Origin of the sequence: Pseudomonas sp. PvP028 (assembly GCF_017832255.1) — a bacterium.
In the GTDB taxonomy this organism is placed as follows: domain Bacteria; phylum Pseudomonadota; class Gammaproteobacteria; order Pseudomonadales; family Pseudomonadaceae; genus Aquipseudomonas; species Aquipseudomonas syringae.
The window spans coordinates 4,095,885-4,109,416 of sequence record NZ_JAFIBL010000001.1 but is presented as its reverse complement, the minus strand read 5'-3'; the positions used below and the strand labels follow the sequence as shown (position 1 = coordinate 4,109,416).

At 58.0% G+C, this 13,532-nt stretch carries 12 protein-coding genes; 10 read left to right on the top strand and 2 right to left on the bottom strand.

Annotation, left to right across the window (positions count from 1 at the left end):
- The first annotated feature begins 29 nt into the window (after positions 1-29).
- Positions 30-1,205: a hypothetical protein gene (locus tag JOE34_RS18265; RefSeq protein WP_209996332.1), complete on the top strand. Its 1,176-nt coding sequence runs from the start codon at positions 30-32 to the stop codon at positions 1,203-1,205.
- A 208-nt stretch (positions 1,206-1,413) separates the two neighbouring features.
- Positions 1,414-1,674 carry a hypothetical protein gene (locus JOE34_RS18260; RefSeq protein ID WP_209996323.1) on the top strand — a complete coding sequence of 87 codons (261 nt, stop codon included), beginning with the start codon at positions 1,414-1,416 and terminating at the stop codon, positions 1,672-1,674.
- Between the two features lie 258 nt (positions 1,675-1,932).
- Here JOE34_RS18260 and JOE34_RS18255 read toward each other — a convergent pair whose 3' ends face one another.
- The gene (locus JOE34_RS18255) at positions 1,933-3,039 is read right to left on the bottom strand and encodes a hypothetical protein (protein ID WP_054998250.1); all 1,107 of its coding nucleotides are present in this window, start codon (positions 3,037-3,039) and stop codon (positions 1,933-1,935) included.
- A gap of 682 nt (positions 3,040-3,721) precedes the next feature.
- On the opposite strand from JOE34_RS18255, the gene JOE34_RS18250 reads away from it, so the two are divergent.
- Positions 3,722-4,558, top strand: coding sequence for a PhzF family phenazine biosynthesis protein (locus JOE34_RS18250; protein WP_209996321.1), 837 nt, complete (start codon positions 3,722-3,724; stop codon positions 4,556-4,558).
- Positions 4,559-4,765: 207 nt separating this feature from the next.
- On the opposite strand, the gene JOE34_RS18245 is transcribed toward JOE34_RS18250, so the two are convergent.
- Entirely contained in the window at positions 4,766-5,707 is a 942-nt protein-coding gene (locus JOE34_RS18245; RefSeq protein ID WP_024663267.1) for a LysR family transcriptional regulator, read from the bottom strand.
- Between the two features lie 131 nt (positions 5,708-5,838).
- Between JOE34_RS18245 and JOE34_RS18240 the strand changes: the two genes are divergently transcribed.
- From JOE34_RS18240 to JOE34_RS18210, 7 genes are all read left to right on the top strand, one after another.
- A complete protein-coding gene (locus JOE34_RS18240) occupies positions 5,839-7,131 on the top strand; it encodes a citrate:proton symporter (RefSeq protein WP_096103917.1) in 1,293 nt (430 codons plus the stop codon).
- A complete protein-coding gene (locus tag JOE34_RS18235) occupies positions 7,132-8,496 on the top strand; it encodes an acyclic terpene utilization AtuA family protein (protein WP_017279129.1) in 1,365 nt (454 codons plus the stop codon).
- Entirely contained in the window at positions 8,493-8,855 is a 363-nt protein-coding gene (locus JOE34_RS18230; protein WP_003426554.1) for a hypothetical protein, read from the top strand. The genes JOE34_RS18235 and JOE34_RS18230 overlap by 4 nt, the downstream gene beginning before the upstream one ends.
- A 289-nt stretch (positions 8,856-9,144) precedes the next feature.
- Positions 9,145-9,882: an FCD domain-containing protein gene (locus JOE34_RS18225; protein ID WP_003401136.1), complete on the top strand. Its 738-nt coding sequence runs from the start codon at positions 9,145-9,147 to the stop codon at positions 9,880-9,882.
- Positions 9,879-10,895, top strand: coding sequence for an ABC transporter ATP-binding protein (locus JOE34_RS18220; RefSeq protein WP_209996319.1), 1,017 nt, complete (start codon positions 9,879-9,881; stop codon positions 10,893-10,895). Before JOE34_RS18225 ends, JOE34_RS18220 begins: the two co-directional genes overlap by 4 nt.
- Positions 10,892-12,025, top strand: a complete 1,134-nt coding sequence (locus tag JOE34_RS18215; RefSeq protein WP_209996316.1) for an oligopeptide/dipeptide ABC transporter ATP-binding protein — start codon at positions 10,892-10,894, stop codon at positions 12,023-12,025. The genes JOE34_RS18220 and JOE34_RS18215 overlap by 4 nt, the downstream gene beginning before the upstream one ends.
- Positions 12,022-13,524, top strand: a complete 1,503-nt coding sequence (locus JOE34_RS18210; RefSeq protein WP_016568210.1) for an ABC transporter substrate-binding protein — start codon at positions 12,022-12,024, stop codon at positions 13,522-13,524. Before JOE34_RS18215 ends, JOE34_RS18210 begins: the two co-directional genes overlap by 4 nt.
- Positions 13,525-13,532 lie beyond the last annotated feature (8 nt).

Here is a 13,532-nt window from a genome sequence, read left to right as displayed (position 1 = left end):
GCGATCCTGAGATTAAGCACGGAGACAACATGACTGAATTAATCAATGATGCAACCGATTACGCAGCCACGCTCTTGGCGCTACAAGGTGTAAGTGTTTCGCACCCCAAATTGCTGGAAGTCGTCGCTGGCTGCTTAGGCCACGAGACTTTTGAGTCGCTGAGGGAGGAGGGAAGTACAGACACCTCACTCCATCTGAAGGATGCTCAGGTGCTTGTATTGAATCTGCATTTGGGTGCCGCCCGAGCAGTTCAGTGTCTGGGTGCTGCCGAACCCCATTTGACGGCATGCTTGGCTGGCATTGAACATGAGTGGCGCAGATCGGGCTTACGGGAAGATAGTTCGGCATCCGTGCCTTTTGATTGTAAGGCAGGACTGACCGAGGGCTCGAGGATAAGCGTGTTTCGGGGCGTACAGGATTTCTATGCACGTCATGCCAGGGAAGTCATTCTGCAACGCCTTGTGGATGAGGGTGGGGCTGAATGGACGAGCGATGGATTTCCTGAGCTTGATCAAACGATCGACCCTGAATCGGAGGAAACCCTATGGTCTGATCGCGCTCGCTGGACGATCTGTGGCAATGGCAACTGGATTCGACATGATCACCCCCCTTGCGCAGTTAAAGGCGTTCTGACGTACAGGAAAGCAGGGCGGGCAGGCTTGGTATTCGAGGGCTTCCAATCAGACTTCCAGAGTACCTCGAAGCAAGTGGCACTCCTCACGACATTCAAGCCTGACGTTTTTGTAGTGGACACAAAAGGTTGGTCGCAGAAGCGCCCGATTGTGGCCGTAATTTTTGATCTCAATAGCAACGCTGTACTCGCAAGCGCAATATCTGTTTCTGATGACTGTAGCGAAGTAATGGAAAAAGCTATAAAAGAAGCCTTCATCGAGGCTGGAACTTCAAAATCTTTGGATATGATCCGGCATGGGAATCCGAACCGATATGTGCTCGAAGCAGATCACAAGTTCGATAGCGCCCGAATTCAGGAACTCGTGGGTAATTTGGGCATTTCGTACAAATCGCTGAGCAAATCTAAGAGATATGTAGGCGGCATTGCTGAACGAATGTTCCGCCGGCTCAACGGATATGCACCCATGATCCCACCAAGTCCTGGCCGACATATGCCAGGCGCGGTGTACACGTTGGAAGATCTTAGTCTGTTAATTACTTTACAGATAAAGCGCTACCATGAGACGAGATAACGCGCTACCTCAAAACGTGTGGGCGTAACGGGGTGAGCCCTATGGCGCGCTAGATTCGTTTTTTCGCGCAGCGACATCAATAGGACGAATTCAATGTGTACTCACAGAGAAAGCCGGATGGTCAGGGTTCGTGCGCAAGGAGTAATGTTAAAAAACAGGCTGTATTATTCCAGTGCACTTATACCACTTAGAGGCGAGTGTGTGCAGGTTGATTCATACAGGTGGCGGTTTCGCGCTGTACCCAAGTCCTGACTTTCTGTCGTTGAGCATCGGTAAGGCCGGCATCCGAGCACTGGTGTTAGGCTTGTTTGAATCGGCAAAAGCTCAAGGCGTCCACATCGGTACGGTGACTGTTGCCGCGAACGTTGCACCGGATTCTAAGGAGGCTGACGCGGTCGCGGAGCATTTCTGGAAGCTTCATAGCCAACCCGTCGGTGCATGGAAGGCGGAAGCCAATTACTCCGCCTGAGTGACTTGCATTGCTGAGCTGGAATCAAGGCATAGGAGGAGGGTAGTGATGTATCCGCGCCCCCTTTAGAAGTCCCCCAGTTGATCCAGCACCCTGCGCGTCCAAGCAAGCGGAGCGCGCAGGCGTGAGGATGGACGCCCGCAGGGCCGAGGCGCTCGCTTAGCGGGCGGCTTGGTTTACGACAGCCGAGCTCGGAGAGCCACGCCCTCAATCCCAGCAGGCGGCATTAGGAAAGGGCACCCAAAATCCTCGCCCAGCCTAGGTTTCGGAGGCAGGCCGATTCGAGACAAGGGCTGTCGTCAAACGCCTGATCTCACCAGCAGCCTCGACAATATCCGGATTATCCGACGCCAACGCCATATCCGCGAGGTTGTGCCTGATCGAGCACGTGATGAGCCATAGACCTTTGAGATCGTGCACACCCAGCGAATCCTCCCTCGGAAACAGGCTCACCGCTGGCAACGGCTGGCTAGAATCAATATTCAGGTAAACCAGGTATCGGTCGAAAGTCCGGGAAAATGCCCGTGGCAAGGGAACCATTGAGCCATTCTTGGGATGGCTTTCCAGCCAGTCGCCACGCTCGTTACGCATGAACTGGTCGATACGCCCAGGGCTAGAAGCCGTACCAAGCACTTGCCACATCGGTCTGACCGTATACCTGGCGATCGTGAGGTACATTTCGATCAGGTGTGAGTTATGGGGACTAAGCAGGTTCGGTAGCGTCTTCAAAATCCACTTCATCACTGCATCCGAAATGGAGCCTCGAGCCTGTGGTTCCTTAAAGGACAGCCAGTCCAGCTTGGCAGCGGCTACGTTTGGCCTAGTGGCAGAGACGTCCTTCAAGTAGAAATCCATGAACTGCGTGACGCTCCTGATCTCACGCTTCCAAACATTCTTATCTATGGCGTCGCTCGAGTTCGCGGTGCGAGCGGTATGGAACAGTTTCCACTCAGGATTTATCGGGTAATCGCGGTAGTCCTTGCCGGAGCTAACCAAGAACCGCGGCTGAATGCTAGGACTGGCCCAGCCACTGTCAGGGGTTTGGACAAAGGCCACATAGTCTTTGAAGTCGGCGTCCGTCCAGTCCAGCAACGAGAGGTTGTTTGCGAAACTCCAGTTGAGCATCTTTTCCAGACCGTTGATGGTCTTGTAGTACTGAAGGTGTGGCGTCTGTGGACTCCAACTATGAGCAATCCAGTTCAAGTACCGATCGGCGTACCAGGCGCTCATGAACGGAAGGCAGGAGTCGTCAACTTCGTTCAGGCGAGCTGAGACGTGAGCGTTGACCGGGAACCGTTTTACTTGGTTGGGCTGCCAATGGTCGTACGATGGGAAAATCGGAAATGGGATGAACGGCCGCGTCATAGTGGAACCAGCAACCTAGAATCTTTGGGTGGTACCTATACGTGTAGCAGAGAGATTGAGGTACGGCCAGCCTGATCGTGACACGCGATGCTAACCGGCGATTAGTGAAACGGCAGCGAGAAGCGAACATGAGACAGGGGATGAGGATGAGCTTTCAAATAGCTGATTTTTCGAGAAACGGGGTTTTGTGCAAACGTGAACGGAGGTTAGTGACATTGGACAGCCTTGCACTGCCTACAGATCCGGACATAATTTAACATAATATACATTATGCGTAACAAAGTATTTCACAATCCAGGCCAGTGCCCACCGCATTTCACCAGGAAAAGGCTCCTGTCGAAACATGCCAATCAGCCTCGAATCTAACCTGAGCGAAACCGCCACTAACAAAAACTTGATCGCGGCGATTGAAGCTGAGCTTCCGGCCTTCCGAACAATGTCAGTGGCGACCGAGAAAAACAGAAGCTCAAACTCACTGCATTACCAGCACCAGCGGAGTTTCTACGCACGTTGATCTATCAACAGTACGCTCGCCGAGCGAGCCCTGCGCTGTATCCACCTGGACGCAAGACCTGGCTCTTCGCCGGGAATATTGTGCGGCGGCAAGCGCGCATCAATGTGGACACTCTCCTGCGATGTATTTAGGGTTACCATTCCACGCAAACCAACCTACGAGAGCTTCATGCCCAATACACTGAGTTTTCACCAGGTTGATGTATTCGCTAACAAGCCCTTGGAAGGCAATGCCCTCGCAGTCGTAAGCGACGCCGATGATCTGACCACCGAACAAATGGCCGCGTTCGCACGTTGGACAAACCTTAGCGAGACTACATTTCTCATGCGTCCTACCCATCCTGATGCGGATTATCGCGTACGTATCTTTACGCCAATGCGTGAACTTCCCTTTGCTGGCCACCCTACCTTAGGCAGCTGTTACGTGTGGCTGGGGGATACTGGTTTCTCGCAAAGTAAAGAAGTCGTTCAGGAGTGTGGTGCAGGTTTAGTTAACATCCGGCGCGACGGCACTCGCCTGGCTTTCGCGGCACCACCATTGCTGCGTGGAGGTGCGGTTGAAGACGATGTTTTGCACCGCATCATCGATGGATTGGGTGTCGCACCTGACCGTATTATTGCGAGCCAATGGGCAGACAACGGTCCGGGTTGGGTTGTGGTAATGCTGCGTTCGCGTGAAGAATTATTGGCAATACATCCAGATTATGCAGCCCTGAATGGGTTAAATGTAGGAGCCTTTGCCCCTTGGATCGAGCGAGATGCAGGAGCTGATGTCGAAGTTAGAGCCTTCATTAGTGACAGGTCTGCCGAAGACCCTGTTACTGGTAGCCTTAATGCCAGCCTTGCCCAATGGCTAATACCAGCCGGACTAATGCAAAAACGATATACCGTCAGCCAAGGTACGGCTTTAGGGCGTCACGGACGAATTCAGGTAGAACAAATTGGCGAGCGCATCTGGGTTGGCGGTGAGGTTCAAAAATGCATTGCCGGCCGAGTCTCTTTTTAGTAGATGATTGAAAATCCGGTTGAGTCAGTGAGCTTTTCAGGACGCTTTTCCAAGAGAACTTGAGAAACCAGAACAACCGCCCTCACCCAACCTTAAAATCACTGAGATTAATAACTCAACTAAACAGTCATTTAGTTGAGTTATCCATCAACACCAACAAGCGCCCCTCCTGCACTTTACCCAAACATAAAACACTACAGTTGACGATCAACGGCGCGGCATAACAGTCTCATTATGAGCAACAGCTTCAGTACGGCTGTGATGGCCGAGCGTGCGCAGATCCTCCAGCAACCGAACAAATTCGACGACGGCGGGAGCCATTGTTTGCTCCGTACGGGTAATAAGCCCAATCTGCCGAACAACACCCGGATGATCGATTGGCACTTTACTCAGGTCTCCCCGCCCATCGTCCGCCGACTCCGGAAGAAGCGTAATGCCCTGCCCCTGCCTGACCAACGCCAGTACAGTAGACATGTAATTGGCTTCCAGACCCGCAGATAAAGGCAGTTGCTCGTCAGCAAACACTCGCTCGACAAGATCGCGAACACTGCTTTCCCTGCCGGTAAGAACGATCGGGAAACCAGCTATCTCGTTCAGTTTCACTGCACGGCGATTCGCCAAGGGATGGTCTTTTGGAGCGAACAGGCACAACCGGTCTTCCAGGATGGCGTTGAACTCCAGCCCATGGGTGGGCCGAGCCTGCACGCCTAATCCGAAATCCACTTCGCGCTCCATGACAAGCGCATCGATTCGTTGCGCGACGACATCTCGCAGCCTGACCTCGACACCGGGAAACCGTTCGCGAAACGTCTTCAAAACTGCAGGCAGTACGCCTGAACACAGCGACGGCAACGCGGCGATCGTGATCAACCCGCGTCGTGAGGCTGCAATGTCCCGCGCGGCACTAACGATGTTGTCCAGATCCAGCAGCAGTTTCTCCATAGGCAAAAGCGCATTTTGGCCAGCCCCGGTCAAGCAGACATGACGTGGGCTTCGTTCCAGCAAGGCAACGCCGAGCCAATCCTCCAGTTGCTGGATTTGCACGGTCAGTGCAGACGGCGACAAGTTGAGAGCGGCTGCTGCCTTGGAAAAACTGCCGGTCTGAGCCACTGACAGGAAGGCGCGAATGTGCTGGATCGAATTCTTCATTTTGTTTTTCCGAATATGACCCACTGAATATTTCAATTCACAGAGCATAGCGTCGTTGCTATTACTCTTGCAAAACAACAATAGGGCGTCTCGTCGCTGCCGCGCACAGGGATGCCAAAGAGGACCAGCCTATGCTCGCCACACTCGGTGTGATAACCATCCTTGCCATGCTCGTCAGCATTATGAGCAAACGCATATCTCCCCTGGTTGCCTTGATCGCCCTGCCGATCATCGCCGCCCTCCTCGCTGGCTTTGGTCTGCAAACCAGTGGCTTCATCATCACAGGCATCAAGAACGTTGCGCCCGTAGTCGGGATGTTTGTATTCGCCATCCTCTTCTTCGGCATCATGACGGATGCCGGCATGCTCGATCCGATCATCGACCGCATCCTCAAACGGGTCGGTACGCGGCCAACCCGCATCGTCATGGGCACCGCACTGCTGGCGCTGCTGGTGCATCTGGACGGCTCCGGCGCGGTGACCTTTCTCGTGACCATTCCCGCCATGCTGCCGTTGTACACGCGCCTTGGCATGGATAAACGCATACTGGCTTGCGTGACGGCGATGGCTGCGGGGGTCAACTTCCTGCCCTGGACGGGCCCGGTGTTGCGCTCTTCCGCCGCCCTTCACGTGCCGGTTTCGGATCTGTTTCAGCCGCTCATTCCGGTGCAGATCGTCGGACTGATCTTCGTCTTCACCTGCGCGTTTTTCCTGGGGCGGCGCGAAGAGCGACGCCTGGGCCTGGGCCCCGACAATCTTGATGTAAAACCCCACCAACGCGTGCTCAGCGATGCCGAGCGTGAACTGCGCAAGCCTCGGTTGTTCTGGATCAACCTGCTGCTGACGCTGGTGGTGATGGGCGTGATGATCGCGGGGGTTGTCGATCCGGTGGTGATGTTCATGCTCGGCACCGTGATTGCCTTGTGCATCAACTACCCTGCCGTGGACGCACAACGGGCGCGTATCGACGCACACGCCAAAACAGCCCTGACCATGGCCAGTATTCTGCTGGCTGCCGGGGTATTCACAGGCATCATGCAAGGCACCGGGATGCTGAAGGCCATGGCCGAAGTGGCCGTGGGCCAGATCCCGGCCGGGCACGGCAAGCTGATCCCGGTCGTCGTAGGCTTTCTATCCATGCCCTTGAGCCTGCTTTTCGATCCGGACTCCTTCTACTTCGGCATCATGCCGGTGGTCGCCGAGGTCGGCAAAGCGCTCGGCGTTGACCCGATGCAGGTCGCGCAAGCGTCGCTGCTCGGCGTGCATACCACCGGGTTCCCGGTCAGCCCGCTGACGCCAGCAACCTTTCTGCTGGTCGGCCTGTGCAAGATCGAACTGGCCGACCACCAGCGTTTCACTATCCCTTTCCTGTTTGCGGCCTCGGTCATCATGACCCTGACCGCTATGGTCATAGGAGTTTTCTGAATGAAAACCATACGGATTGGTTCAGGGGCCGGTTATTCCGGCGACCGCATCGAGCCGGCGATCGAGCTGGCCGAGCATGGGCAACTGGATTACCTGGTATTCGAATGCCTCGCGGAACGTACCATTGCGCTCGCACAACAGTCGCGTCTGGCAGACCCATCAGCAGGCTACGATCCATTGCTGAGCGAGCGCATGCGCCGGGTCTTGCCTTTTGTGGGCAAAGGCGTTGACGGTACGCGCCGTCGCTTGCGAATCATCACCAACATGGGGGCTGCAAATCCGCTTGGCGCCGCAAGTGAAATACGCCGGATAGCGGCAGATCTTGGCCTGACGGGCTTGAAAGTCGCAGCGCTGACAGGCGATGACGTGCTCGCAGCCCTACTGCAACAGCCCGATCGAACCCTCGACAACGGCAGGTCTCTGCGATCCCTCGGCGACAGACTCATTTCGGCCAATGCCTACCTTGGCGCAGAAGGAATCATCCAGGCCTTGCGCGCCGATGCTGACGTGATCGTTACCGGAAGGGTCGCTGATCCGTCACTTTTTCTCGCACCGCAAATGTTCGAGTTCGGCTGGGCCGAGGACGACTGGGCATTGCTGGGCCGTGGAACCTTGGTCGGGCACTTGCTCGAATGCGCCGGCCAGGTCAGCGGCGGCTATTTCGCGGATCCCGGTTTTAAAGACGTTCCCGACCTCGACCGCCTGGGCTTCCCGCTGGCCGAGATAGATGCGGCAGGCAATGCCGTTATCAGCAAAGTGGCGGGCTCAGGCGGCCGCATTGATACCGCCACCTGCACCGAGCAAATGTTGTACGAAGTGCATGACCCTGCCGCCTACCTGACGCCCGATGTCAGCGCGGACTTCACCCATGCTGGCTTCGAATCCATCGCGAGAGACGAAGTACGCGTTCAGGGGGCGGGCGGACACGCACGTCCCGAGACGTTGAAGGTGTCCGTAGGTTTTCTCGATGGCTGGATCGGCGAAGGACAAATGTCCTACGGCGGCCCCGGCGCGCTGGCCCGCGGGCTGCTGGCGAAGGACATCGTGCTCAAACGACTGGCTCTGACAGGCGTGGCATGTGAGGACATTCAGGCCGAACTGATCGGCGTTAGCGCCTTGCATGGAAGTCACCTGGGGGCGCGCGCCGAGGGCGAGCCCTGGGAGGTACGCCTTCGGGTCGCCGCGCGTTGCGTGGACAAAAGCGATGCGGTACGCGTCGGCAATGAAGTAGAAACCCTCTACACCAACGGCCCATACGGAGGCGGCGGTGCGAGCAAATCAGTCCGCCAGGTGGTCGCGGTGGCGTCACTGTTTGTGCCGAGAGACCACGTCAACCTGCACGTACACCTGGAGCTCCTGGCATGAACACCACCAAACTGCGGGACATCGCTCACGCACGTACCGGTGACAAGGGTGACGTCTCCAATATCTCCATCGTTGCCTTTCACATCGACGATTATGCACGTCTGGCTGAGCTGCTCACGGTTGAGCGGGTCACTGCACACTTCGCCGAACTGCTGGACCTGAATGGGCCACCCGTAAGGCGCTACGAACTGCCGTGTGTAGGTGCGCTCAACTTCGTCCTGCCCGGCATCCTGCGTGGCGGAGTCACACGGTCACTGGCGCTCGACGCCCACGGCAAGGCTCTGGGGGCCGCCCTGCTCGATCTGGCTCTGGAATGGCAAGCCGCGCCACCCGATGCAACACTTCGGTCGACCAGCTAACGGCGCACTTTGGCGCACCCTGCACGCATTGATGCAACAAATCCGTACCCGTTGAAAAATTGGTTCACCCACCGGCGGACCAATCCTCTCAGCATGCCGCGGACCAGTCGGGCGGACCTTTGAACATTGGCCCGCCAGGCTTGATCGTCGCCAGTCGCTGGTCATCTTGTAGCTCAAAATTAACCGAACCAATTTTCATTGGCATCGCTCTTGCACCAGCCCTTCTGCCTGGAACCTCTGCCTGCGGGCAGCTCAGGGCCTCTTTTTTTGGTCTGGCGCGAGTACCACGATGCAAAGGTTCGACCCTGACATCCCTATCGACAACTCTTCGAAACTGGCGCTGGATGCGTTGCGCCAGATCGTTGCCCAGCATGCAGCATTCCCCCAACGGGCATTGCCTACCGAGCGCGACCTGGCGGCCGATTTCGGGGTTAGCCGACGGGCAGTTCGTCGCGCCCTGTCGGTACTGGAAGCCGAAGGCCAGGTCTGGCGCCGACAAGGCAAAGGGACCTTTGTCGGACCGACGCCACCCAGTGCTGCCATGAGCTTCGCGCGGCTTTCCGGCCGGACCAATTTCACCGAGGTCATGGAAGCGCGTCTGCACCTGGAGCCGGCACTTGCCTCACTGGCAGCGGTACGGGCCAACGGTGAACAGATGGCGATTCTGCGCCGTCTTGCCGAGCGCACCACTCGCCAGCAGGTCGCCGAGCAGACCGATGCCGAAGGCATTGAGCTGTGGGACAGCGCCCTGCACCGCGCCATTGCCGAAGCGGCGGGTAATCGGCTGATGCTCGACATCTTCGAAATGCTCGATGCGATCCGTCTGGACCCGGCCTGGCGCGACTTGCGTCACCGGGCACGCAATGCCGACCGCCTCGACACTTACAGCCACGATCACGACGACATCGTCAGCGCCATTGAAAGCCGCGATCCGATCAAGGCCGCCACCGCCATGCGCGGCCATTTACGTGCGCTGCAACAGGCCCTGAACACCGTCATCAACCAAGACCTGGAGGCCAGCCTATGAGCGCCACTGCCCACCTCACAGAAAACGGCGACGGCACGGTGCTCAGCATCAGCGACCTGACCGTCCGCTTTGCCGGTGCGCCCGCCAATGTTGTCGACGGCGTATCGTTTTCCGTCAAGCGCGGCAAGACCCTGGCCATCGTCGGCGAGTCCGGCTGCGGCAAGAGCGTGACCTCCATGGGCCTGATGGGCCTGTTGCCGACAACGGCCAAGGTAGGCGCCAGCGACACGCTGCTGATCGATGAAGCCTTGCTGGGTATGTCCGAAGAGCGGCTGCTGGACGTGCGCGGTAACCGCATGGCGATGATCTTCCAGGAGCCGATGACCTCCCTGAATCCGGTCTTCACCATCGGCGAGCAGATCGCTGAAAGTGTGATGCGTCATCAGGGCCTTTCAGACAAGGCTGCCCGCCAGCGGGCTCTGGACATGCTGGAAAAGGTCCGCGTGCCGGACGCTCGCCAGCGGCTGGACGCCTACCCGCATGAACTCTCGGGTGGCATGCGGCAACGGGCCATGATTGCCATGGCGCTGGCCAATGACCCGGCGCTGATCATAGCGGACGAACCGACGACTGCGCTGGACGTCACCATTCAGGCGCAAATTCTCTCGCTGATCGCCAACCTGCAGACCGAGACCGGCACTGCGATGATTCTGATCACCCACGATCTGGGCGTGGTCGCCGAAGTCGCCGATGAGGTCATGGTCATGTACGCCGGACGCGTCGTGGAAAGCGGCCCGGTGAAAACCCTGTTCGACGATCCGCAGCATCCGTACACCATCGGCCTGATGGGCTCGATGCCCTCGATCGGTCCTCGTGAAGGCCGCCTGGCAACGATCAATGGGCGAGTGCCGACGCCGGCAGAAATGCCCAGTGGTTGCCGCTTCGCCGGACGCTGCCCGTTCGTGATCCAGCAATGCAGAGACGAACGCCCGCCGCTGCTTGAGTTGTCTCCCGGACACTTCGCCGCGTGCATCCGTGCGCCTTTGGAACAGCATGTGGGAGTCAGTGCGTGAACCTTTCCAAACCTGACATCGCCGGGCGCGTCAGCCCCGACAGCAACGCGCAGAAACCCATTCTGGAAGGCATCGGCCTGAGCAAGCACTTTGCCGTGGAAAGCGGCCTTCTGCAGCCGAAGAAGCCACCGGTACAGGCCGTCAATGAGGTCAACCTGTCGGTCCGCAAAGGCGAGACGCTGGCACTGGTAGGCGAGTCCGGCTCGGGCAAATCCACGCTTGGCCGCTTGCTGCTCAACCTGCTGCAACAGACTGCGGGTGACGTGATTTACGAGGGCCGCAACCTCGCCAACCTGACACCGGAAAAGCTGCGTCAGGTACGCCGAGACTTGCAGATCATCTTTCAGGACCCGTTCGCCTCGCTGAATCCACGCATGACCGTTGAATCCATCGTTGGCGAACCGATCTGGCTGCACAGCCAGGCCAGCCGCAGCGACCGCCAGGCAAAGGTCGCCGAGTTGCTGCGCACGGTAGGTCTGGCTCCTGAACACGGTGGTCGGCATCCCCATGAATTCTCTGGTGGTCAGCGCCAGCGCATCGGCATCGCCCGCGCACTGGCTTCCGAGCCACGCTTGATCCTCGGTGACGAGCCGGTCTCGGCACTGGACGTTTCGGTGCAGGCGCAAGTGGTCAACCTGCTCGAAGACCTCAAGCATCAATTCGGCCTGACCCTGGTGATTGTTGCCCATGGCCTGGCCGTGATTCGCCACATGAGCGACCGCGTGGCGGTGATGTACCTGGGTGAAATCGTCGAACTGGCGCCGGTCGACGCGCTGTTCGAAAACCCGTTGCACCCTTATACCCAGGCGTTGATGGCCGCCGTGCCGGTCAGCCACCCTGACCTGCGCCAGCCGCGTCCGCTCCTCGGTGGCGACATGCCCAGCCCCAGCCGCCCGCCTTCGGGCTGCCGCTTTCATACCCGTTGCCCGCACGCCCGTGCGCTGTGCAAGGAGGCTGCGCCGGTCATGGAAACCGTCGAGGCCGAACGCCAGGTCGCCTGCCACTTCTGGCGTGAAATCGCCAACGCAGGCAGCGCCACGCTGATCCTTCCGACACCCAGCGCTGCCTACACCCAGCGCCTGAATCTGTTCAAGCACCACCAATCCCTTGCAGTGGAGAGCCAGCCATGAAAATCGCACGCGTCGTGACAGGAACCTTGTTATTGCTGGCCGCCAACGCTGCCTTTGCCGAATCGACGTTGCGCATAGGCATTCAGGACGATCCCGACGTGCTGGATCCGCATCGTTCGCGCACCTACTCCGGTCGTCTGGTGTACACCGCGCTGTGCGACAAACTGGTGGACGTCAACCCCGACCTGACCTACTCGCCGCAACTGGCCACAGCGTGGAACTGGAGCGAAGACGGTAAAACCCTGACCATGACGTTGCGCGAAGGCGTGACGTACCACGATGGCGAACCTTTTGATGCCGCCTCGGTGAAGTTCAACCTCGACCGCGCCCGCACCCTTCCCGACTCCCTGCGCAAAAGCGAGCTGGCCTCGGTGGACAGCGTCGAGGTGATAGACGCAAAAACCGTCGCCATCAAGCTCAAGCAAGCCGATGCCACGCTGGTTTCTCAGCTATCGGACCGTGCCGGGATGATGCTCGCGCCGAAAGCCGCGCAAGGCGAGTTTGCCTCCAACCCGGTCTGCTCCGGCCCTTACAAATTTGTCCAGCGCGTGCAGCAGGATCGAATCGTGCTGGAACGTTTTGCCAACTACTGGAATAAACAGGCGTATCACTTCGACAAAGTGGTGTTCCTGCCGATTCCGGACACCTCGGTGCGTCTGGCCAACCTGCGCTCCGGCGATCTGGACATCATCGAGCGTGTTGCGCCAACCGATGTGAAAACCGTCAAGGCCGACAGCAAGCTGGCGATCTACAACACACCGGGCCTGGGCTACATGCAGCTGATGTTCAACATCGGTAATGGTGAAAAAGCCAACTCGCCGATGGGCAAGGACAAGCGCGTACGCAAGGCGTTTGAGCTGTCCATCGACCGCGACGCCATCAATCAGGTTGTGTTCGAGGGTCTGTACGCACCAAGCGCTCAGCCGTTCCCGAAAAACAGCCCGTATTACGACAAGGAACTGCCGATCCCGGCTCGCGATGTCGAGAAAAGCAAGGCGCTGCTGGCGCAGGCCGGCGTGAAACTACCGTTGGCGGTGGACCTGAAAGTGGCCAACAACCCCATCGCGCAACAGGTCGGGCAGATCATTCAGGCCATGGCTGAGGAAGCGGGCTTCAAGGTCAACCTGATTGCCACTGAATACGCGACGATGCTCAGCGAACAGGCGAGCGGCAACTTCCAGATCGGCATGAGCGCCTGGTCGGGCCGTCCTGACCCGGATGGTGATATCCATCAGTTCGTGACCTGCAAAGGCGGCCAGAACGACGGCAAGTATTGCAACGCCAGGCTCGACGAACTGCTCAACAAGGCGCGCACCGTGAACGACGTTGCACAACGCCAGGCACTGTACAACGACGCACTGCGCTTGCTGGCCGATGAAGTACCGACCGCCTACCTGTATTTCGACCCGCGAATCATTGCCATGCGTAACAACGTGACCGGTTTCGTCCCTAACCCGGACGGTCTGATTCGTCTGAACAATGTCGCGTTCAAGCCATGACTGACGGG